The sequence below is a fragment of the Pseudomonas sp. B40(2017) genome (assembly GCF_002112855.1).
GTDB classification, from domain to species: Bacteria; Pseudomonadota; Gammaproteobacteria; order Pseudomonadales; family Pseudomonadaceae; genus Aquipseudomonas; species Aquipseudomonas pharyngis.
The window spans coordinates 693,831-714,899 of sequence record NZ_NEIT01000003.1 but is presented as its reverse complement, the minus strand read 5'-3'; the positions used below and the strand labels follow the sequence as shown (position 1 = coordinate 714,899).

At 58.3% G+C, this 21,069-nt stretch carries 23 protein-coding genes and 1 tRNA gene; 5 read left to right on the top strand and 19 right to left on the bottom strand.

Translation table 11 applies throughout. The features are described from left to right. Positions 1 to 98: 98 nt before the first annotated feature. A complete protein-coding gene (locus CAF76_RS10615; RefSeq protein WP_085648974.1) occupies positions 99 to 1,646 on the bottom strand; it encodes a TROVE domain-containing protein in 1,548 nt (515 codons plus the stop codon). Positions 1,647 to 1,851: 205 nt separating this feature from the next. On the opposite strand from CAF76_RS10615, the gene rtcR reads away from it, so the two are divergent. Further along, positions 1,852 to 3,453: an RNA repair transcriptional activator RtcR gene (rtcR, locus tag CAF76_RS10610; RefSeq protein WP_085648975.1), complete on the top strand. Its 1,602-nt coding sequence runs from the start codon at positions 1,852 to 1,854 to the stop codon at positions 3,451 to 3,453. Positions 3,454 to 3,792: 339 nt separating this feature from the next. Then, positions 3,793 to 4,050 carry a hypothetical protein gene (locus CAF76_RS10605; protein WP_085648976.1) on the top strand — a complete coding sequence of 86 codons (258 nt, stop codon included), beginning with the start codon at positions 3,793 to 3,795 and terminating at the stop codon, positions 4,048 to 4,050. An 88-nt stretch (positions 4,051 to 4,138) separates the two neighbouring features. On the opposite strand, the gene CAF76_RS10600 is transcribed toward CAF76_RS10605, so the two are convergent. From CAF76_RS10600 to thrS, 9 genes are all read right to left on the bottom strand, one after another. Next, positions 4,139 to 4,215: transfer RNA gene (locus CAF76_RS10600), tRNA-Pro, on the bottom strand. 89 nt (positions 4,216 to 4,304) lie between these two features. After that, positions 4,305 to 4,661: a MerR family transcriptional regulator gene (locus CAF76_RS10595; protein WP_003179985.1), complete on the bottom strand. Its 357-nt coding sequence runs from the start codon at positions 4,659 to 4,661 to the stop codon at positions 4,305 to 4,307. Further along, positions 4,642 to 4,944, bottom strand: a complete 303-nt coding sequence (ihfA, locus tag CAF76_RS10590) for an integration host factor subunit alpha (RefSeq protein WP_002553164.1) — start codon at positions 4,942 to 4,944, stop codon at positions 4,642 to 4,644. The genes CAF76_RS10595 and ihfA overlap by 20 nt, the downstream gene beginning before the upstream one ends. Before the next feature lie 3 nt (positions 4,945 to 4,947). Then, positions 4,948 to 7,326, bottom strand: coding sequence for a phenylalanine--tRNA ligase subunit beta (pheT, locus tag CAF76_RS10585; RefSeq protein WP_085648977.1), 2,379 nt, complete (start codon positions 7,324 to 7,326; stop codon positions 4,948 to 4,950). Positions 7,327 to 7,352: 26 nt separating this feature from the next. Continuing rightward, positions 7,353 to 8,369 (bottom strand): phenylalanine--tRNA ligase subunit alpha, encoded by a 1,017-nt coding sequence (gene pheS, locus CAF76_RS10580; protein WP_011333387.1) that lies wholly within the window; start codon positions 8,367 to 8,369, stop codon positions 7,353 to 7,355. Positions 8,370 to 8,478: 109 nt separating this feature from the next. Continuing rightward, a complete protein-coding gene (rplT, locus tag CAF76_RS10575; protein WP_002553161.1) occupies positions 8,479 to 8,835 on the bottom strand; it encodes a 50S ribosomal protein L20 in 357 nt (118 codons plus the stop codon). A gap of 30 nt (positions 8,836 to 8,865) precedes the next feature. Continuing rightward, positions 8,866 to 9,060: a 50S ribosomal protein L35 gene (gene rpmI, locus CAF76_RS10570; RefSeq protein ID WP_002553160.1), complete on the bottom strand. Its 195-nt coding sequence runs from the start codon at positions 9,058 to 9,060 to the stop codon at positions 8,866 to 8,868. Positions 9,061 to 9,120: 60 nt separating this feature from the next. After that, positions 9,121 to 9,672, bottom strand: a complete 552-nt coding sequence (gene infC, locus CAF76_RS10565; protein WP_169432615.1) for a translation initiation factor IF-3 — start codon at positions 9,670 to 9,672, stop codon at positions 9,121 to 9,123. After that, the gene (gene thrS, locus CAF76_RS10560; protein WP_039771550.1) at positions 9,672 to 11,594 is read right to left on the bottom strand and encodes a threonine--tRNA ligase; all 1,923 of its coding nucleotides are present in this window, start codon (positions 11,592 to 11,594) and stop codon (positions 9,672 to 9,674) included. The genes infC and thrS overlap by 1 nt, the downstream gene beginning before the upstream one ends. A gap of 372 nt (positions 11,595 to 11,966) precedes the next feature. On the opposite strand from thrS, the gene CAF76_RS10555 reads away from it, so the two are divergent. Both CAF76_RS10555 and CAF76_RS10550 read left to right on the top strand, forming a co-directional pair. Beyond that, entirely contained in the window at positions 11,967 to 12,269 is a 303-nt protein-coding gene (locus tag CAF76_RS10555; protein WP_085648978.1) for a hypothetical protein, read from the top strand. Positions 12,270 to 12,559: 290 nt separating this feature from the next. Further along, a complete protein-coding gene (locus tag CAF76_RS10550) occupies positions 12,560 to 12,772 on the top strand; it encodes a cold-shock protein (RefSeq protein ID WP_007956027.1) in 213 nt (70 codons plus the stop codon). Positions 12,773 to 12,843: 71 nt separating this feature from the next. Here CAF76_RS10550 and CAF76_RS10545 read toward each other — a convergent pair whose 3' ends face one another. Both CAF76_RS10545 and CAF76_RS10540 read right to left on the bottom strand, forming a co-directional pair. Then, complete coding sequence (locus CAF76_RS10545; RefSeq protein WP_064594885.1) at positions 12,844 to 13,161, bottom strand: I78 family peptidase inhibitor; 318 nt, start codon at positions 13,159 to 13,161, stop codon at positions 12,844 to 12,846. Positions 13,162 to 13,326: 165 nt separating this feature from the next. Continuing rightward, positions 13,327 to 13,632, bottom strand: a complete 306-nt coding sequence (locus CAF76_RS10540; RefSeq protein WP_064594883.1) for a hypothetical protein — start codon at positions 13,630 to 13,632, stop codon at positions 13,327 to 13,329. Between the two features lie 127 nt (positions 13,633 to 13,759). On the opposite strand from CAF76_RS10540, the gene CAF76_RS10535 reads away from it, so the two are divergent. Continuing rightward, complete coding sequence (locus tag CAF76_RS10535; protein WP_085648979.1) at positions 13,760 to 13,972, top strand: hypothetical protein; 213 nt, start codon at positions 13,760 to 13,762, stop codon at positions 13,970 to 13,972. 33 nt (positions 13,973 to 14,005) lie between these two features. Here CAF76_RS10535 and CAF76_RS10530 read toward each other — a convergent pair whose 3' ends face one another. The 7 genes from CAF76_RS10530 to CAF76_RS10500 are packed head-to-tail and all read right to left on the bottom strand — an operon-like array spanning position 14,006 to position 20,982. Then, a complete protein-coding gene (locus CAF76_RS10530; RefSeq protein ID WP_064594879.1) occupies positions 14,006 to 15,034 on the bottom strand; it encodes a nucleoside hydrolase in 1,029 nt (342 codons plus the stop codon). A 43-nt stretch (positions 15,035 to 15,077) separates the two neighbouring features. Further along, entirely contained in the window at positions 15,078 to 15,482 is a 405-nt protein-coding gene (gene rbsD / locus CAF76_RS10525) for a D-ribose pyranase (RefSeq protein ID WP_039771558.1), read from the bottom strand. Next, positions 15,479 to 16,396 carry a ribokinase gene (gene rbsK / locus CAF76_RS10520; protein WP_085648980.1) on the bottom strand — a complete coding sequence of 306 codons (918 nt, stop codon included), beginning with the start codon at positions 16,394 to 16,396 and terminating at the stop codon, positions 15,479 to 15,481. Before rbsK ends, rbsD begins: the two co-directional genes overlap by 4 nt. 23 nt (positions 16,397 to 16,419) lie before the next feature. After that, positions 16,420 to 17,439: a LacI family DNA-binding transcriptional regulator gene (locus CAF76_RS10515; protein ID WP_085648981.1), complete on the bottom strand. Its 1,020-nt coding sequence runs from the start codon at positions 17,437 to 17,439 to the stop codon at positions 16,420 to 16,422. A 3-nt stretch (positions 17,440 to 17,442) separates the two neighbouring features. Next, positions 17,443 to 18,420 (bottom strand): ABC transporter permease, encoded by a 978-nt coding sequence (locus CAF76_RS10510; protein ID WP_064594871.1) that lies wholly within the window; start codon positions 18,418 to 18,420, stop codon positions 17,443 to 17,445. After that, positions 18,417 to 19,970, bottom strand: coding sequence for a sugar ABC transporter ATP-binding protein (locus CAF76_RS10505; protein ID WP_085648982.1), 1,554 nt, complete (start codon positions 19,968 to 19,970; stop codon positions 18,417 to 18,419). The genes CAF76_RS10510 and CAF76_RS10505 overlap by 4 nt, the downstream gene beginning before the upstream one ends. A gap of 55 nt (positions 19,971 to 20,025) precedes the next feature. Next, positions 20,026 to 20,982 (bottom strand): sugar ABC transporter substrate-binding protein, encoded by a 957-nt coding sequence (locus tag CAF76_RS10500; protein ID WP_007956008.1) that lies wholly within the window; start codon positions 20,980 to 20,982, stop codon positions 20,026 to 20,028. Positions 20,983 to 21,069: the final 87 nt, after the last annotated feature.

Genomic DNA, 21,069 nt, shown 5'->3' with positions numbered 1-21,069 from the left:
GTCACGAGCACTGACAAGGGTTTGGTGAGACGTCTTGGATGTAGTCCCACCGGCATTCAGTGCCCGTGACAAATCAATTCATTGGGCGGCTCATCGCCTCATCCCATGCTTTCAATCGCTTCGACCCAGTGCTGCGGTCCGTACAGGCCGGCAGTGAACTGCTCGATCACATCGAACACCGCGTCACTGAAACCGCCGACATTCAGGATGTCGTCACGATCCGCCGCTGGTGTCGCCCAACCCGGTTGCAGGTCAATGCAAATCAGGCGTGCCTGAGGGTTGATCCGCTTTATCCGTTCCCATTGCAGCATCGTCTCGCTGGCGCCCTGGCGTCGCGCATCGATCCAGGATTCGTTGTCCGACACCATGATCAGCGTATCGACCCTGGCCTTGCTGTCCGCCAGTTTCTTCAACGGCGCCGAGCAGCAGGTTCCGCCGCCGAAAATGCCCGCAAGCTTTTCAGCATTGCTGATCACACTGTCGCGCGGGTTGAGGGTGATATCCACCACCTTCCATTCGAACGGCATCACCCGCGCCGTCGGCTGTTTACGCAACACCGCCGCCGTGATCAACGCCGCCACATCGATGCAGCGCACCGCGGTGGTCGCGCCCTGACGGTAACCGGTCAGCGGGCTACCCATCGAGCCGGAAACATCCGGGCAAATTACCACCGCACCCTGAAGCTTCGGCACATTGGTCAACGACAGCTCCAGCGCATCCTGCAAGGCCTCGCGAATCGGCGCCGGAACGTCATCGCCAACCATCCGATACGCCGCCAGCAACTGGTACGGATACACCCGCGCCTTCGCAACGGCTTCGGGATCCGCCAACCGAGCGGCCACATATTCGGTGCAACCCAGTACTTCAAAAGCGCCGTGGCGCGCCAGCGTATTGAGGTTGATGCGCAGGCCCTGCCAGCCCATGTTCCGCGCCTGAGCTGCCCATTGTTCCTTGCTCAAGGTTTCGTTACCGAGCAATTGAAACGGCACTTCAGGCACTTGGTCACTCGCACCGCTGCGAAAGGCCAGCAAATCGCGAGTCAGTGCGGGCAACGCCTGTGCATCCACCGGTTTACCGATCACCCAGGCAAAAAACGCTTCGCGCCAGGCCTCGGACGGTTTTGGGTGAACCATCTTCACCACATCCGCCAGCGAAGGCTGATTGCCGATCGATGCCTGCAACAACTGTCGCTCGGTTGCACTGTTCAGCCAGTTCTGCACCAGACGCTTGGGTTGGGAGCCGAGGGAGCGGCGACCGGTGGCGCCACTGCGCAGGATCTGCACGAAGTTGCGCAGCATCTTGCCGCTGTCCACGACCTGCCCGAACACCTCTGGCACCAAAGCCGAACACTGAGCCGTCAGCGCCGCCAGCAACAACGCCGGCATGTCTTTCATATGACCCTTTTGACGGGCGTAAAGAGCGGCATTCGCCACGAAGCGGCTGTCCAGTTCCGCCACCAGCTTCAACACCTGATCCAACTGACTTTGTGCGGATGCGTAAAAGGTGGAATTCAGGCAACCGGTGACTGCCAACTGTGCCAGTTGATGCTTGGGCGTATAGGCATAAGCCGCGGCTCCGGAAGCATTCAAGGTGTCGCACGCCGGCAGGCTTTTCGATTGCGTGTTGAAGAGGTTGAAGTTGGCCATCGTGGCGTCTCGCTGTGTTGTCCTGTTCGTTGCGAGAGGTATTGCAGCCGCTGTGCCAGTTTTTGAAAGCGCTGGTGAATTATTTTTATCTATTTGATTTTAAATAGTTTTATTTTAAGAACGAGCATTCCTGAATTTTCGTCACGACAGATAACGCCCTCGAAGACTATCATTGGCTATCGTCATTTATCTTTCAGGATAATCCATGTCCAGCAAGCGCACCGTCGCCATCGGTTTCATCGGCGCCACCCTCGATCGAGTAGGCAAAGGCGCCAACCGCTGGAACCATTGGCGGCCTAGCGTGGGCCTGTGCCAGCAACCGGACGTATTGATCCATCGCTTGGAACTGATACACGGCACAGATGCACGGGACGCGAGCCTGGCCGAACGCATTCGCGAGGACATCCGTCAGGTGTCGCCGGGCACGGAAGTGCGCCTGCACCCGATGGCGTTGCGCAACCCCTGGGATTTCGAGGAGGTCTACGGCGCACTTCACGACTTCACCTCCGAGTACACCTTCGATACCGAGCGTGAGGACTATCTGGTGCACATCACCACGGGGACCCACGTCGCGCAGATCTGCTGGTTCTTGCTGACCGAGGCGCGCTACCTGCCCGCGCGCCTGATCCAGACCTCCCCCGCCCGCCGCCAGAGCGAAGAAGAACCAGCCACCGGCACCCACGCCCTGATCGACCTGGATCTGTCGCGCTACGACCGAATCGCCTCACGCTTCACTCACAAACGTCTGGAAGGCCTGGAATTTCTCAAGTCCGGCATCGCCACCCGCAACACCGCGTTCAACCGTTCCATCGAGCAGATCGAACGCGTGGCCGTGCGCTCGAAAGCGCCGATGCTGCTGATCGGCCCGACCGGCGCCGGCAAGTCCTTTCTCGCCCGACGCATCTACGAGCTCAAACGCAGTCGCCATCAAATGCAGGGGCGTTTCGTTGAAGTGAACTGCGCTACCCTGCGTGGCGATGGGGCAATGTCCGCGCTGTTCGGCCACGTCAAAGGCGCCTTTACCGGCGCGCAAAACGCCCGCGATGGTCTGCTGCGAGCGGCTGACGGCGGCATGTTGTTTCTCGACGAGATCGGCGAACTGGGGGCAGATGAACAAGCGATGCTGCTCAAGGCCATCGAAGAGAAGCGCTTCTTCCCGCTGGGCTCGGACAAGGAAGTCGACAGCGACTTCCTGATCATCGCCGGCACCCACCGCGACCTGCGCAGTCGCGTCGCCGAAGGTCTGTTCAGGGAAGATCTCTACGCACGGATCAACCTCTGGACGTTCGACCTGCCGGGCCTGGCGGGTCGCCGCGAAGACATCGAACCCAACATCGATTTCGAGCTTGAACGCCACGCGCGCGAACACGGCCAACTGGTGCGCTTCAACCTTGAAGCTCGACGGCGCTACTTGAGTTTCGCCAGCTCACGGGAAGCTGCGTGGCTGGGCAATTTCCGCGAGCTTTCGGCCTCGATCACGCGCATGGCGACGCTGGCCGACAGCGGGCGAATCGATGAAGCGCAGGTCGAGGAGGAAATTGATCGGCTGCGGTATGCGTGGGGCCTGGCGCAACCGGCCGGGATGACGAATGATCTGCCGGGCGATGCGCAGACGCTGGACCTGTTCGATCGGCTGCAATTGAAGGCGGTGCTCGAGGTTTGCAGACAGGCAGACAGCTTGTCGGATGCCGGCAGGCGACTGTTCGGTGTGTCGCGACAGGCCAAGGCGCAGCCCAATGATGCGGACCGATTGAGGAAGTACCTCGGACGGTTCGGCATTGACTGGAGCCAGTTGCGAGAGCGGTGAAGCGCGGCCGCAATCAACTAAGCCATTGAGATAAACTGCGCCACACCGCGATACAAACATCAAGCGAAGGACAGACACGGATGAGCTTACTGGAGTTTTTCTCAGACCTACTATCACTGTGCAGCTTCGAGACGTCCGGCCAAAAGCCTCGCAGAGTCTTCACCCGCGGATTTGTCGTGACCTGCGTCTTTGTGGCGATCATCGAACTGTTCTTGCTGAACCACATCTATAGCGGGCGTCCGTGAACGAATAGCTATGAGTTCCCGCCCGTCAGTTGACCGGCACTTTACCCCGCATCAGAACTTCCAACGTCTGTCCAACTGACGCGGAAGCCCGACGATGAACAGAACCATTGCAGCCCTCATGCTTGGAAGTCTTTTATCTGCCACCGCACCGCTGTCGATGGCGGGAAGCACCGTTCCGCCTACGGGTATTCCCGGGGTCAATCAGGGAGGCACCGAATCCAAGGAAGACAAGGCCGACAAAAAGGGTGAAGAAGCGTCGGGGTCGAACTCCGGTGCAGAGTCCCACGAGACAGAGAAGGACGCACAAACATCCAGCAGGTCGAAGGATGGAGTTGAAGAAAAGAAACCTTGAACGGTTTTGCTGCAACAGCAATTTTTCGCGGGCACAAAAAAGCCGATCCAGGTGATCGGCTTAAATGTCTGATTTTACTCAGGAATAATGGTCGGGACGGAGTGATTCGAACACTCGACCCCTAGCACCCCATGCTAGTGCGCTACCGGACTGCGCTACGCCCCGACTAGGTTTGAAACTCGTTCTTCATCTCGAAGAACGCTCAAGAATATATCGCAAGCTTTTGAAAACTGGAAGTATTTAAAAGCAGGAAATTATTTCTTGAGAACCACCAGAACATCTTCGAGCTCGGCGATCATCTGGCGGATCATTTGCTTGTATTGGGTGGTGTCGTCTTTGGCTTCATCGCCGGACAGACGCAGACGTGCGCCGCCGATGGTGAACCCCTGATCGTAAAGGAGCGCGCGGATCTGCCGGATCATCAGCACGTCCTGGCGCTGATAATACCGGCGGTTTCCGCGGCGTTTGACGGGGTTGAGCTGAGGAAACTCCTGCTCCCAATAGCGCAGCACGTGTGGCTTTACCGCACACAGCTCGCTGACTTCACCGATGGTGAAGTAGCGTTTGCCCGGGATGACGGGTAGTTCGTCGTTATGACTTGGTTCCAGCATAAGCCTCAACTCGGGCCTTCAACTTCTGCCCTGGACGAAAGGTGACCACACGGCGAGCCGTGATCGGGATTTCTTCCCCCGTTTTCGGGTTGCGGCCAGGCCGCTGGCGTTTGTCCCGAAGGTCGAAATTGCCGAAACCCGACAATTTGACCTGCTCGTTGTCTTCGAGAGCGTGCCTGATTTCCTCGAAAAACAGCTCCACCAATTCCTTGGCTTCCCGCTTGTTCAGGCCCAGCTCTTCATACAGACGTTCCGCCATCTCAGCTTTCGTCAAAGCCCCCATACGTCACTTCCTTAACGTGGCGTTCAACCTTTGTTCGAGCGAGGTGAGGATATTTTGCGTCGTCGAATTCACCTCATCGTCATTAAGAGTGCGCGATGGATGCTGCCAGGTCAAGCCGACTGCAAGGCTTTTTCTATCAGGATCAATGCCTTTACCCTGATACACGTCAAATAGCCTGAGGTCTGTCAGCCATTCACCTGCATTTTCACGGATTACGTCCAGTACAGCCGAGGCTGCAACGTCTTTGTGCGCAATCAGTGCCAGGTCACGACGAACTTCAGGAAAGCGCGACAACTCGTGGAATTTCGGCATTTTACCCGTAGCGACTTCAGCCAGAACCAGCTCGAAGACGAAGACCGGACGGTCGAGACCCAGGGATTTCGACAACTCAGGGTGAATCGCGCCGATAAAGCCGACTTCACGCCCTTCCCGCTCGATGCGTGCAGTCTGGCCCGGATGCAGCGCAGGGTGTTTGCCCGGTGCAAAAGTGAACTGATCCAGAGCACCGGCAAAACCCAGCAGCGCTTCTACGTCAGCCTTGACGTCGAAGAAGTCGACGGTATCGCGACCTTGCGCCCAGCCTTCCGGCAGACGGCTGCCGCATACCACACCGGCGATCATCGGCTCTTGCTTCAGACCTTCCAGCTGACCGACAAAGCGCAGACCGCTCTCGAACAGACGGACACGATCCTGCTGACGATTGAGGTTGTGCTGCAGCGCCTTGACCAGACCCGGCCACAGCGACGAACGCATGGCAGCCATGTCATTGGAGATCGGGTTCGCCAACAGCAACGGCTCGACGCCTGGGTTGAACAACTCGAACTGCTTCGGATCGATGAAACTGTAAGTGATCGCTTCCTGGTAACCACGAGCGACCAGCAAACGACGCAGTTCCGGCAGATCGCTGCGCGCTTCGGCCTTGGCCTGTGGCGCCAGACGAGCTTGCGGGTAACGAACCGGCAGGCGGTTGTAACCGTACAGACGTGCCAGCTCTTCGATCAGATCGACTTCCAGACTGATATCGAAGCGATGGCTTGGCACTTCTACGCGCCATTGACCTGCTCCGTCGGCGGAAACTTTCAGACCCAAAGCGTTGAGCAGACGCTCGACTTCGGCCGAATCCATTTCCATGCCCAGCATCTGGGTAATGCGCTGAGCACGCAGGGTGATCGGCGCGATCGACGGCAAGTGCTGCTCGCTGACGGTTTCGATGATCGGGCCGGCTTCGCCACCGGTGATTTCCAGCAGCAGGCCAGTGGCACGCTCCATGGCTTCACGGGCCAGTTGCCAGTCCACACCACGCTCGTAGCGATGCGAAGCGTCGGTGTGCAGACCGTAGGAACGAGCCTTGCCCGCCACAGCGATCTGGTCGAAGAACGCACTTTCAAGGAATACGTCGCGAGTGGTCGCGGACACGCCGCTGTGCTCGCCACCCATCACGCCGGCAATGGCCAGAGCGCGACTGTGGTCGGCGATCACCAGCGTATCGCTGCGCAGGCTGACTTCCTGACCGTCGAGCAGCACGAGCTTCTCACCCTCTTCCGCCATGCGCACCCGGATGCCGCCATTGATTTCGGCGAGATCGAAGGCGTGCAGCGGCTGACCCAGCTCGAGCATTACGTAGTTGGTGATGTCGACTGCGGCATCGATGCTGCGCACTTCAGCGCGACGCAGACGCTCAACCATCCACAGCGGCGTCGGCTTGGACAGGTCAACGTTGCGAATGACACGACCCAGATAACGCGGGCACGCGGCAGGTGCCAGGACCTCTACCGAGCGCACTTCGTCGTGCACCGCCGGAACGGTCATCACCACCGGGCGAGTGACCGGAGCGTCGTACAGCGCGCCGACTTCACGAGCCAGACCGGCCAGAGACAGGCAGTCGCCACGGTTCGGAGTCAGATCGACTTCGATGCTGGCGTCTTCCAGGTCCATATAAACACGGAAATCTTCGCCCACCGGTGCATCAGCCGGCAGCTCCATCAGACCGTCATTGCCTTCGCCGATCTGAAGTTCGGCTTGCGAGCACAGCATGCCGTTGGACTCGACGCCGCGCAGCTTGGCCTTCTTGATCTTGAAGTCGCCCGGCAGCTCGGCACCGATCATCGCGAACGGAATCTTCAGGCCCGGACGCACGTTTGGCGCACCGCACACGACCTGGAAAGTTTCCGCGCCATTGCTGACCTGGCATACGCGCAATTTGTCGGCATCGGGATGCTGCTCGGTGCTCAGCACCTCGCCCACCACCACGCCACTGAAAACACCGGCGGCCGGCGTAACGCTATCGACCTCAAGACCGGCCATCGACAGACGGGCAACCAGCGCGTCGCGATCTACCTGCGGGCTGACCCAGCCACGCAGCCATTGTTCACTGAATTTCATCCTGCTCTCCTAAGAATTCGTTACGACTAGCGAAATTGCGCGAGGAACCGCAAGTCGTTGTCGAAGAACAGACGCAAGTCGTTCACGCCGTAACGCAGCATGGCCAGACGCTCAACGCCCATGCCGAAGGCAAAGCCCGAGAACTCTTCCGGATCGATCCCGGACATGCGCAACACGTTCGGGTGAACCATGCCGCAGCCCATCACCTCCAGCCAGCCAGTCTGCTTGCAGACGCGGCAGCCTTTACCGCTGCACATCACGCACTCCATGTCGACTTCGGCGGAAGGCTCGGTGAACGGGAAATACGAAGGACGGAAACGCACGGCCAGTTCTTTCTCGAAGAACACCCGCAGGAACTCTTCAATCGTGCCTTTGAGATCGGCGAAGTTGATATCGCGATCGACCAGCAGGCCTTCGACCTGGTGGAACATCGGCGAGTGGGTGATATCGGAGTCGCTGCGGTACACACGACCTGGACAGACGATGCGGATCGGCGGTTTTTTCGATTCCATGGTGCGGACCTGTACCGGCGAGGTATGGGTGCGCAGCAACATGTTGGCGTTGAAATAGAAGGTGTCATGCATCGACCGGGCCGGGTGGTGGCCTGGGATGTTGAGCGCCTCGAAGTTGTGATAGTCGTCTTCGACCTCAGGGCCTTCGGCGATGCCGTAGCCGATATGGGTGAAGAACTGTTCGATACGTTCCAGAGTCCGGGTTACCGGATGCAGACCACCGGAGGTCTGACCGCGGCCCGGCAGGGTCACGTCAATGGATTCGGCAGACAGTTTGGCAGCCAGTTCGGCTTCCTCAAACAAAGCCATGCGCGCATTGAGAACGCCTGTGACACGTTCCTTGGCAACGTTGATCAGGGCGCCGACCTGCGGACGCTCTTCTGCCGGCAAATTCCCCAGGGTCTTCATCACCTGAGTCAATTCACCTTTTTTGCCAAGGTATTGAACCCGGATTTGCTCCAGGGCATTGATATCTTCAGCGCTTTGCACAGCCTCTAGTGCTTGAGAGACCAGCGCATCCAGGTTTTCCATGTACAGACTCCAGATACAAAATAGGGGAAGAGCTTGAAGGCTCTTCCCCTATTTATGACGTTTAACACCTGGCCCCACAGAGGTGAGGCCGGGTGACTGTCGGGGGTACTTAAGCCAAGGTGGCTTTAGCTTTCTCGACAATCGCAGCAAACGCCGCTTTTTCGTTCACTGCCAGATCAGCCAGAACCTTACGGTCGATCTCGATGGACGCTTTTTTCAGGCCAGCGATGAAACGGCTGTAAGACAGACCGTTAACACGAGCACCAGCGTTGATACGAGCGATCCACAGAGCGCGGAACTGACGTTTTTTCTGACGACGGTCACGGTAGGCGTATTGGCCTGCCTTGATTACCGCTTGCTTGGCAACACGGAATACGCGGGAGCGTGCGCCGTAGTAGCCTTTAGCAAGTTTCAGAATTTTTTTGTGACGTTTACGGGCAATGACGCCACGCTTTACACGAGCCATGAGTTACTTCCTCTATTCTTGATCCAAAAATTAACGAAGGCGCAGCATGCGCTCGACTTTTGCCACGTCAGACGGATGCAGCAAGCTGCTACCGCGCAGTTGACGCTTACGCTTGGTCGACATTTTGGTCAGGATGTGGCTCTTGAAAGCGTGCTTGTGCTTGATACCGTTAGCAGTTTTCAGAAACCGCTTAGCAGCACCACTTTTGGTTTTCATCTTTGGCATGTTCGGATACTCCGCATTCAGTTGATAAACATAATCAGAAGGCCTGCCGTGCCCTGTTGATTACTTCTTCTTTTTCGGGGCGATGACCATGATCAGCTGGCGTCCTTCCATCTTAGGATGCTGTTCGACCGAACCGTACTCGAGCAGGTCTTGTTCAACCCGCTTGAGGAGTTCCATCCCCAGCTCCTGGTGGGCCATCTCACGGCCGCGGAATCGCAAGGATACCTTGGCCCTGTCCCCGTCACTCAGGAAACGTACCAGGTTGCGCAGTTTTACCTGGTAATCCCCTTCCTCCGTCCCTGGACGAAACTTGATTTCTTTTACCTGAATCTGCTTCTGGTTCTTCTTCGCCGCAGCAATCTGCTTCTTCTTTTCGAAGATCGATTTGCCGTAGTCCATCACCCGGCAAACCGGTGGGACTGCGTCGGCAGAGATTTCTACCAGATCAAGCTTGGCTTCTTCAGCAATACGAAGCGCTTCATCAATCGAGACGATGCCAATCTGCTCGCCATCAGCGCCAATTAACCGAACCTCGCGTGCCGAGATATTCTCGTTGATCGGGGCTTTCGGTGCAGCTCGTTTATCTTGTCTCATTTCACGCTTAATAATAATTACTCCGAATCTGGGCGACCACGCCGGGAAACCGCTTGCGCGAGAAACTCAGCGAACTGGGCGACGGGCATCGAGCCCAGGTCAGCACCTTCACGAGTACGCACAGCGACAGTCTGCATCTCGACTTCCTTATCCCCAATAACCAAGAGATATGGAACCTTGAGCAAAGTATGCTCGCGGATTTTAAAGCCGATCTTTTCATTTCTCAAGTCGGACTTGGCACGAAACCCGCTTTCGTTGAGAGTTTTTTCGACCTGAGCGACGAAATCTGCCTGTTTATCAGTGATATTCATGATCACTGCCTGGGTTGGCGCCAGCCACGCAGGGAATGCACCTTCGTAGTGCTCGATCAGAATCCCGACGAAACGCTCGAACGAACCGAGGATCGCACGGTGCAACATCACCGGATGCTTGCGGCTGTTGTCTTCGGAGACGTATTCGGCTCCCAGACGCACAGGCAGGTTGAAATCGAGCTGCAAGGTACCACACTGCCACACGCGGCCGAGGCAATCTTTCAGCGAGAATTCGATTTTCGGACCATAGAATGCGCCCTCACCCGGCTGCAGATCGTACGGCAGACCAGCGCTATCAAGGGCTGCGGCCAGGGCCGCTTCGGCGCGATCCCACAGCTCGTCGGAACCAACGCGCTTTTCCGGACGAGTGGACAGCTTCATCTCGACGTCGGTAAAGCCGAAGTCGCGGTAAACATCCATGGTCAGCTTGATAAACGCAGCGGACTCAGCCTGCATCTGCTCTTCGGTGCAGAAGATGTGGGCGTCATCCTGGGTAAACGCACGCACACGCATGATGCCGTGCAGCGCACCCGATGGCTCGTTACGGTGGCAGGCACCGAATTCGGCCAAGCGCATCGGCAACTCGCGGTAGCTCTTCAGGCCCTGATTGAACACCTGCACGTGGCACGGACAGTTCATCGGTTTGATGGCGTAGTCGCGGCTTTCCGACTCGGTAGTGAACATGTTGTCGGCGTAGTTGGCCCAGTGCCCGGACTTTTCCCACAGGCTACGATCAACGACTTGCGGCGTCTTGATTTCAAGATAGCCGTTGTCGCGCTGCACCTTGCGCATGTACTGCTCGAGTACCTGGTACAACGTCCAGCCATTCGGGTGCCAGAACACCATGCCCGGCGCTTCTTCCTGAGTGTGGAACAGGCCCAGGCGCTTGCCGATCTTGCGGTGATCGCGCTTTTCAGCTTCTTCGATACGCTGGATGTAAGCCGCCAACTGCTTCTTGTCAGCCCATGCGGTGCCGTACACGCGCTGCAATTGCTCGTTCTTGGCATCACCGCGCCAGTAGGCGCCGGACAGCTTGGTCAGCTTGAAGGATTTCAGGAAGCGAGTGTTCGGCACGTGCGGACCGCGGCACATGTCGACGTATTCTTCGTGATAGTACAGGCCCATTGCCTGCTCGTTCGGCATGTCTTCAACCAGGCGCAGCTTGTAGTCTTCGCCACGGGCTTTGAACACTTCGATCACTTCAGCACGCGGAGTGACTTTCTTGATGACGTCATATTCGGTATCGATCAGCTGCTGCATGCGCTGTTCGATGGCCGCCATGTCGTCCGGAGTAAAAGGACGCTCGAAGGCGATATCGTAATAGAAACCTTCGTCGATGACCGGCCCGATGACCATTTTTGCAGTCGGGTACAGCTGCTTGACCGCATGGCCGACCAGGTGGGCGCAAGAGTGGCGAATGATCTCCAGCCCCTCTTCATCCTTTGGCGTGATGATTTGCAGCGTTGCGTCGCTGTCGATGATGTCGCTAGCGTCAACCAGCTTGCCGTTCACCTTGCCGGCCAGGGTGGCCTTGGCCAGACCTGCACCGATGGATGCGGCGACCTCGGCTACGGAAACCGGGTGATCGAATGAACGTTGACTGCCGTCGGGAAGAGTAATAGTTGGCATGGCGCCTCCTCTCCTAGTGGTGACCCCTACCAAAGGTCACGTGGGTTGGGATGAGCCAGTACAAGATCCGATCCAGGCCATTCAATGACGAACGCCTGCCTTACAGCGGCAGGAGCCTTGCGGCCAACCGGAAAACCGAACCAGAGTGACTGGGATTCAAATCAGAAAATTCGTGCACGGCCGCAACCGGGACTGAAGGTCATCCGGAGCCTGCGAACGCCCGAGCCAGGCATGCTAGCACAGATGAACGGTCGCCGATGCACTCTGGTTTTTACCGAGAGGCAAATCGTCTGTTTTATGCCAGAGTGCTGAACTTGATCGGCCTTTGAGCCCTCAGATAACAAGACATTGACCCACAAGGAGCATCCTCGCATGCGTCTTAATACCCTGCTTGCTGCAGTCACCCCCCTCGTTTTGCTGCTGCCGCTGAGCGCCCACGCCGACTGGCCAAAGGGCGAGCGTGAGAAATACATGGCTCAGTGCACCCAGGCGGCCACTCCGCAAATCGGTGCCGCTGCCGCAAAATCCCACTGCGCGTGCGGTGCCGATGCCATCAAGTCTTATCCGGCCAGCGACATTCAGGCATTGATGGACAACAAGGCCACGCCTGAGCTGCAACAAAAAGCTCTGGGGCAAATTGCCAAATGCAAGGCCAACGTCCCGGCGAAAAAATGATGAAACAGGCCTTTTCACTGCCCCAAGCCCCGCTGAAAGGCATCTGATTCCGGCCTTTTCGTACGATTTATGCAGGTTTTACAGGTTTTTTTATTGTCTTTACTTTTCGCGAAAAGCCTTTTAAACCGGGGCCTCCAGCCGAAACAGGCAGTAAAGAAAACACGACTGATTGGCAAACAGCACGTGCGGGGGGCTACCAAAGCGAACATTTCGACTATGATACCCCGGTGTGCCCAGTTGGCCTGAGCAGCACAGTACTACTGAAAATATATGTTTCTTGGAGATACACCATGTCTAATCGCCAAACCGGCACCGTTAAATGGTTCAACGATGAAAAAGGCTTCGGCTTCATCACTCCTCAAGGTGGCGGTGACGACCTGTTCGTACACTTCAAAGCTATCGAAACTGACGGTTTCAAAAGCCTGAAAGAAGGCCAGACCGTCTCCTTCGTGGCTGAGAAAGGCCAAAAGGGTATGCAAGCTGCACAAGTTCGCCCAGAGTAATTTCCCGGCGCACTAAAAAAACCCCGTCCATGTGACGGGGTTTTTTATGGGCGATACGAAAGCCCGAAGGCTCAGCCGCAGTTGACGCGGGTGACCACCAGGTTCTGATCGGTATTCAGGTTGAGGCGATCAGAGCGGTACTCCAAAGTAATCATGTCATTGGGCTTGAGGAACCGGGCATTCTGCGCACCGGCTTTTTTGCGTGCCTGCTCCAACAGCTCCGGCGAAGCTTTCTTGCCGAGAGCGAACTCCGCTGCTGACGCCTCACAACGACCAAGGCCGGCCTCAGTCGTCACAGGATCCTTCTGCGACTCACTGGAGGTTGTGCTGCAACCCGCCAACACAGCAACGGCCATCAGTGCACCCAGTGACGCGAACTTCCAAGGCATGAAGCCTCCTTATTTCAATTTGAGCAGAGATCGTGCGACCGCCAATAAGGCGTTTGGTTTCACGGTGAGAGCCATCCCCCTGCCCCACGATCGGAAAAACGCCGAGTGTGCCTGAGCAACGCCTGAAATCTCACCCCGTAAAACGTCACTGAATATTAATAACACTCAATAGACATCAATGTAGTCGTAAGGCGGATTCGGCCAATTGTCTTTGAGCGCATTGAAAATCTGCATGACCCAGACTTCGTCGCTGGCCGCGACATTTCCCACATACCCCGAGCCTTTTGCCCAGGTCTCCAAGCGAAACAGCAGGCCATCGATGTCTTGACCGCCAGTGACACCCGAAGAGATATAGGCAATACCGCCCTTGGTCACGCGCAGTTGGGTATGTTCGTCATCACTGGCCGACGCCAGCAACCGGCGGACAGCATCAAGGGTCAGGCCGTCCGGGCTATTCAAATCGATCTGCACAGCTCAATCCTTGTTTTTTGCGGAACGACCAAGTGTCGCACAGCCCCGCGCTCATGCCTAAGTCGCAGTGCCAAACGCTCGGCTTAGTGGTTAACTCAGAACTCCGATCCCGCGACCGAGCCTTGCCATGACCACCGTAAGCATTACCGCCGACATTAAGGCCACTTGGCGACAAGGGCATAGTTCCTACAGCCCGGGTAGTCCGGAGGAATTGGCATTGATCAGCATCGACCTGCTGGTGAAGACACTGGGGACGCAAGGCGCACAAACCTTCATCGCCCAACTGTTCGAGAAGTATCCCGATGACTTCAAAGGGACATCGGACACCGAGAGGGAGTAAAAGCCCGCAAGCTGGCACCTGCGGGCGTATCGCTTACTTCAGACGCTTGAGACGCTCGGTCAGCAGGTCGAAGAAGCCCTGGGCGTCACCGCTTTCCACCCAGAAAGCGTTCTTCGGCGCCTTCAGGCCGTCATACCAGTCGACAATGGTCTGGCCGAAGGTCGGGCCTTCACGGCTGTCGACCACCACATTCACCGAACGCCCCGTGAACAGCTCAGGCTTGAGCAGGTAAGCCACGACAGTGGCGTCATGCACCGGGCCACCCGGAATGCCGTAGTGCTCCATATCCCCTTTGATGTACTCGTTGAGGATGTCGCCAACAATCTTGCTCGCATTGTTGTTCAGCGCCGCGATCTGCTTCAGGCGCGCGTCACTGGTCAGGATCTTGTGGGTCACGTCCAGCGGCAGGTAAGTCAGTTTCACGCCGCTTTTGAGCACCACCTCCGCGGCTTGCGGGTCGGCGTACAGATTGAACTCGGCCACTGGCGTGATATTGCCGCCATTGAAGTGGGCGCCCCCCATGATCACCACTTCCTTGATTCCCTGAACAATCTCCGGCTCCTGGATCAGCGCCAGGGCCAGGTTGGTCTGCGGGCCGAGCATCGCAATAGTGATGCTGTGCGGCTTGGCTTTTTTCAGGGTGTCGATCAGGTAGTTGACCGCATTGCCCTCGGCCAGGCCTTTTTTCGGTTCGTGCACGGTGACACCCGACAGGCCTTCCTTGCCATGGATGTTTTCGGCGTAGATCGGCGTGCGCATCAACGGTTTTGGCGCGCCGGCGTACACCGGAATCTCTTCCCGCCCTGCCCACTCACGGGCCAACCGCGCATTGCGCGAAGTCTTGTCCAGACGCACGTTTCCGGCGACGGTGGTCAACGCACGAATGTTCAGCTCCTCCGGGGAGGCCAGAGCAAACAACAGGGCGACCACGTCGTCGGCGCCGGGGTCGGTGTCGATGATCAGGTCGATCTTTTCCGCCGCCTGGGCGCCGGTCGCGGTTATCACGGACAAAAGCAGCAGACTCCGAATCAATTGGTGCATTTTTTGAGCATAGCGGTGCATGGCGCATTCCTTGTGCAGATGAAATCAATAGGGTCGAACCCTGTTAGAACGTAACCCCGGCTACCAGCACGATGTTGCAGTACGGCTGGCATTCGCCCGTGCGAACAATCGCTCGTGCCTGTCGGCTGAGTACCTTGAACTGCTCGTGACTGAGCAGGTCACGCCGCCCCAGCGAGCCTTCGTCATTCAGCTCGTCCAGCGTGGGCAGCGCAGTCGGTTGCTTGTCGAAAATCTCCTTGGCCAGTGCGTGGCTTTCCACCTGCATCTCGCTGAGCACGACTTTCAGGGTGCTGACGAAATCCGGCACGCCGTGCGTCAACGCCAGGTCGATCAACTCGACACCCGGCGGTACCGGCAGGCCGGCATCGCCGATCACCACCATGTCGCCGTGCCCAAGGGAAGCAATCAGCCGCGACAGGGCGACATTCAGCAGAGGAGTCTTTTTCATGCGGGTTTGAATGCCTGTACGTCGGAGGTGGTAGGAATGGAGGGCTGGGCACCTGCCCGGGTGACCGACAGGGCTGCAGCGACTTGCCCGAAACGAATGGCCTCGTCCTCGGTTTTGCCGGCCGCCAGCGCAGCCGCAAATCCGCCGACAAAGGTGTCCCCGGCGGCGGTGGTATCGACAGCCTTCACTTTGGGGGCAGAAAAATACTGGTAACCCGTGCCGTTGGCGAACAATGAGCCTTGAGCACCAAGCGTGATGATGACCTTGCCGGCGCCCAGTGACATCAGGTGCGCTGCTGCTTTTTCAGCGGTCTCCAATGAGTCCACCGGCAAACCGCTGAGCGCGGCGGCCTCGCTCTCGTTGGGAATAAGGTAATCGATTGCAGCAAACCAGTCCGCTGGCAGCGGGCGACTGGCCGGCGCCGGGTTAAGGATGACCGTCTTGCCCAGTTCACGTCCGCGCTTCAGCGCGTGGCCTGCCGTGGCATCGGGGATTTCCAGCTGGCAAATGATCACGTCGGCAGCCTGCAGCACGCTGTCAAACCGGTCGATAACCGCCGGGGTCATCGAGCCATTGGCACCGGCCACGATGACAATCGCGTTTTGACTGTTGTCATCGACCACGATCAGCGCCACACCACTGGAATCCTCGACCACGCTGACCGCCTGGCAATCGATCTGCTCAACCAGCAACGCCTCGCGCAATTGCACGCCGTAGGCATCGTTGCCGACACAGCCGACCATAGACACCTGCGCACCCAGGCGCGCGGCAGCTACGGCCTGATTGGCGCCCTTGCCACCGGACACGGTAGCGAAGGAATGACCGATCAGCGTCTCACCGCCCCGGGGCAAGCGCGGCGCCCGGGTGACCAGGTCCATGTTCAGGCTGCCTATTACCACTACATTTGCGGACATACATCACTACTCTTCAATTCGTTTCAGCGGTATTCGGTGAACACGCCGGACAGCGGTGCAGTCGATTCGCGCAGGACAATACTCGGGGTCACGATCCGCTGATCCGTCGCCAGACCCGGGGTGGCAATTCTTCGCAACAAAACTTCCGCGGCCATCTCGCCCAGTTGCAGGATCGACTGGCCCACAGTCGTCAGCGCTGGATATACGTAGCGACTCATCTGGATATCGTCGAAACCGATCACCGACAGTTCGGCAGGCACGCGCACGTTGCGCTCGGCCGCGGCTCGCAGCACACCGATGCCGATCATGTCGTTACCGGCAAAGATCGCGCTCGGCGGCTTGCGCTCAAGGAGGACTGAAGCCGCGTTGTAACCGCCAGTGCTGGTGAAGTCGCTTTCCAGCATGCGCGACGGGGACACTTCAATCCCGGCCTCTTTCAACGCTCGGGCAAAACCGGCCTGACGCATTTGCGCGACGCTGGTGCTGGCCGGACCACCGATAGTGGCGATGTCGCGATGACCGAGCTCAAGCAGATGCCGCGTCGCAAGGTACGCGCCATATTCGTGATCGATGCGCACCAGGTCGGCGTCCACGCCTTCGAGTCCACGGTCGACGATCACCATCGGCGTCTTCACGCCAGCCAGTCCTTGTGCCAGACCGCTGTCGCCACCCGCAGACGCGACGATCAAGCCGTCGATGCGCTTTTCGAGCAGCACCCGCAGGTAGCTGCGCTGCTTGTCCGGGTTGTCGTCGGAGTTGCAGAGAATCACGCAGTAGCCGTTACGCTCGCAGTAATCCTCGATCCCGCGCGCCAGTTCGGCGAAGTACGGGTTGAGGCTGTTGGGCACCAGCAAGCCGATGGTGGCGGTGGTTTTCGCTTTCAGCGAACGGGCCACGGCGCTCGGCACATAGTCGAGACTCTTGATCGCCGCCTCGACCTTGAGTCGCACCTCTTCGCTCACCGGTCGGGTCTTGTTTACTACGTGGGACACGGTCGTGTAGGAAATTCCTGCAAGTGCCGCCACATCCTTGATCGTTGCCATTTATCAGCCCCGTCGACTTGCGCGTTGACTGCGATAGGTGTCAAGCACCACGGCGATCACGATCACCGCACCGGTGATGATGCGCTTGGTCGGTTCGGTCGCGCCAATCTGCGCCAGGCCGGCCGCCAGCACGGAGATGATCAACACGCCGAAAAAGGTACTGATCACCGAACCACGCCCACCCATCAGGCTGGTACCGCCGATCACCACCGCAGCGATGACTTGCAGCTCAAGGCCAGAACCGGCGTTCGGGTCGGCCGCTTCCAGCCGGGAAATCTGGAACAGCGCCGCAATACCGGCGAGCAGGCCCATCAGACTGAACACCAGGATCTTGTAGGGTTTTGGATTGATCCCCGCCAGACGCACCGCTTCCTCGTTGGTGCCAATGCCGATCAGATAGCGACCGAACACGGTACGGGTCAGAACGGCCTGGGCAACGAAAATGACCAGCAAGGCAATGATGAACGAGGGTGAAATGCCAAAGGCGATCGGGTTCGACAGCCACGCAAAGGAGTCACCGATGTAGGCCGTGCGCGAACCGGTCATCTGATAGGCCAGGCCGCGGGCCATCTCGAGCACACCGAGCGACACGATAAATGACGGAATTCGCCACGCCACGGTGATCGAGCCGGTAACCGTGCCGGCCAACGCCGCGACAGCCATACCCAACAAGGCAGCCGGCAACACGCTCCAGCCCCAGCCAAGAATCGCCACGCTGACAGTGGAGGCCGCGAGTGCCAGTACCGAGCCTACCGACAGGTCGATCCCGCCGATGATCAGCACGAACGTCATGCCCACCGCCAGAACCATCAGGTCGGGAATCTGGTTGGCCAGGGTGCTGAAGGTGTTGTACGAAAGGAAATGGCTGCTCATGACCGAGAACAGCGCAATCATTGCCAACAACGCGCCGGCCAGGCCCAGGTAAGTGCCGAGGCCGTAGAAATTGCCACTGGATTTGCCGGCGGAAGATGCAGTTTTCATGGGAGATCCCTAGGCGCTGCTTCGTTGAGCAACGCATCACGTTTCTGGTAGCCGGCGAATGCGGCGGCAAGCAAGTCATCCTGGGTCCAGCTGTCGCGCTCGAAGGTGTCGATCAGACGTCCCGCCGACAACACGCCGATGCGGTCGCAGATCAGCATCAGTTCGCGCAAATCGCTGGACACCACGACCAGCGCTTTGCCCTGACGGGTCAGTTCGCCGAGCAAGGCATAGATATCGAACTTGGCGCCGACATCGATACCGCGAGTCGGCTCGTCGAACAGCAGCACCGAACAGTCGCGCTCGAGCCAGCGACCGATCACCACCTTTTGCTGGTTACCGCCGGACAGCTCGGACACCAGTTGCGTCGGGCTGGAACTGCGGATGCGCATAGCGTCGATCTGCCGCTGCGCGAGCTTCGTTTCATCGCCGTTGTTGACGAACCCGCCGCTGGAAATCTCCGGCATGTTGCCCAAAGCAATGTTGGCGCTGATCGATTGGCTCAACAGCAGGCCTTCGCCCTTGCGATCCTCGGTGATCAAGGCGATACCGTTGCGCACTGCGTCGACTGGCGAGCGAATGCTCACCGTTTTTGCCGGCGAACCGAGTGCCACCGTGCCGCTGTCCGCGACATCGGCACCGAAGATCAGCCGCAAAAGTTCGGTGCGCCCTGCCCCGATCAGACCCGAGATACCAAAAATCTCACCGGCGCGAACCTCAAAGGACACGTCGCGCACCTTGTCGGAGCGGGTCAGGCCTTTGACCGTCAGGGCAGGCGCGCCGATATGGCGAGCCCCCAGATCGATATGCTCGCCCAGCTCGCGACCAACCATCAGGGTGACCAGTTGCTCGCTGTTGTAATTGGCCATCGGCTCGACGCACACCAGGTTGCCGTCACGCAGCACGGCAATGCGCTGTGCGACCCGGGCCAGCTCTTCGAGGCGGTGGGAGATATAGATGATCGAGACGCCACGCGCCTGCAACCGGGTGATTTGCTCGAACAACATCTCGACTTCACGGGCAGTCAGCATCGCGGTCGGCTCGTCGAGAATCAGCACATGGCAATCGCCAATCAGGTTACGGGCGATCTCGACCATTTGCTGATGACCGATGCCCAGCTCGCCGACCAGTGTGTCCGGATCGATAGCATCGAGGCCGACTTGAGCCATGGCTTCGATAGCGGCTTTGCGCAACTGCTTGCGACTGATCCAGCCACCGTTGCTCGGCAGGTTGTCGAGGAACAGGTTCTCCGCCACCGAAAGCGTCGGCAGCAGATTGAGCTCTTGCATGACCATGCGCACACCCAGTTCTTCAGCCTGCGTGCGACTGCCAGGGCGATAATCCTTGCCCTGGAACTGCATCTGGCCGGTGGTAGGGGTGACCAGGCCACCGATGATCTTCGAAAGGGTGCTTTTACCTGCACCGTTCTCACCGGTCAGTGCCAGCACTTCACCGCGCATCAACGTCAGATCGATGCCGGTCAGTACCGGTTGCGCATAGGTCTTGCCGATACCGCTGACCGAGAGGACAGCGATCGGAGCGGAAACTGACATAAAAATCTCCATGCGCTCGCCCGGACGGACGAGCGCCATTGTGTCGCCAAAGGACTTACTTGGTGACCAGCTCGACAGGCGTTTCGATCACGCCATTTGCACCACTGTCGACTTTCTCGCCCTTGATGATTTTCAGCGCGGTCTCGATGCCGAACACCGCTTGCTTCGCGGCGTACTGGTCGGCCGTCGCCAGAACGCGACCGTCCTTCAGCATGGGCTTGATGGCATTGATATTGTCGTAACCGACAACCTGCACCTGACCGGCCTTGCCGGCAGCGCGCACGGCGGAAACGGCGCCCACGGCCATGCTGTCGTTGCCGGCCAGCAGCGCCTTGACGTCCGGGTACTCGCTGAGAATCGAAGCGGCCACCTTGTTGCCCTTGTCGATTTCCCAGTCGCCGGACTGCAGGGAAACAACCTTGATCTGCGCAGCCTCCATCGCATCCTTGAAGCCAGCGGTACGCTGCTGGGCGTTGGTCGTCGTGGAGACGCCTTCAATGATGCCCACTTCATCACCGGCCTTCAGTTGCTTGGCCAGGTACTCACCCACCAGACGCGCACCTTTGCGGTTGTCCGGGCCTACGAACGGAACGCTGATGTTCTTGCTTTTGATCACAGCCGGATCGAGCTGGTTATCGATGTTGATCACGGTGATACCGGCATCGACGGCCTTCTTGATCACCGGCACCATCGCCTTGGAATCAGACGGTGCGATAACCAGCGCGTTGACCTTCGCCAGAATCATCTGTTCGACGATGCGCGTCTGCCCCGCCGTATCGGTTTCGTCCTTGATGCCGTTGGAGATCAGGTCGAAATCGGCGGAATGTTCTTTCTGGTAGGCCTTGGCGCCGTCTTCCATGGTCAGGAAGAATTCGTTGGCCAGAGATTTCATGACCAGAGCGACTTTGGGTTTTTCAGGGGACTCGGCGAAAGCCGAAGAGACAGGCAGTGCGGCGGATGCGGCAGCCAGCATGGCGACAGCAAGAAGACGTCCAGCGAATGGCAGCTTCATGGGTTCACTCCGATCTTATGATTATTGTGAGCAACGCTTGCGCTGGCGTAAGCTCGCTGCACCCCACGACGAAATCAATTCACCGCG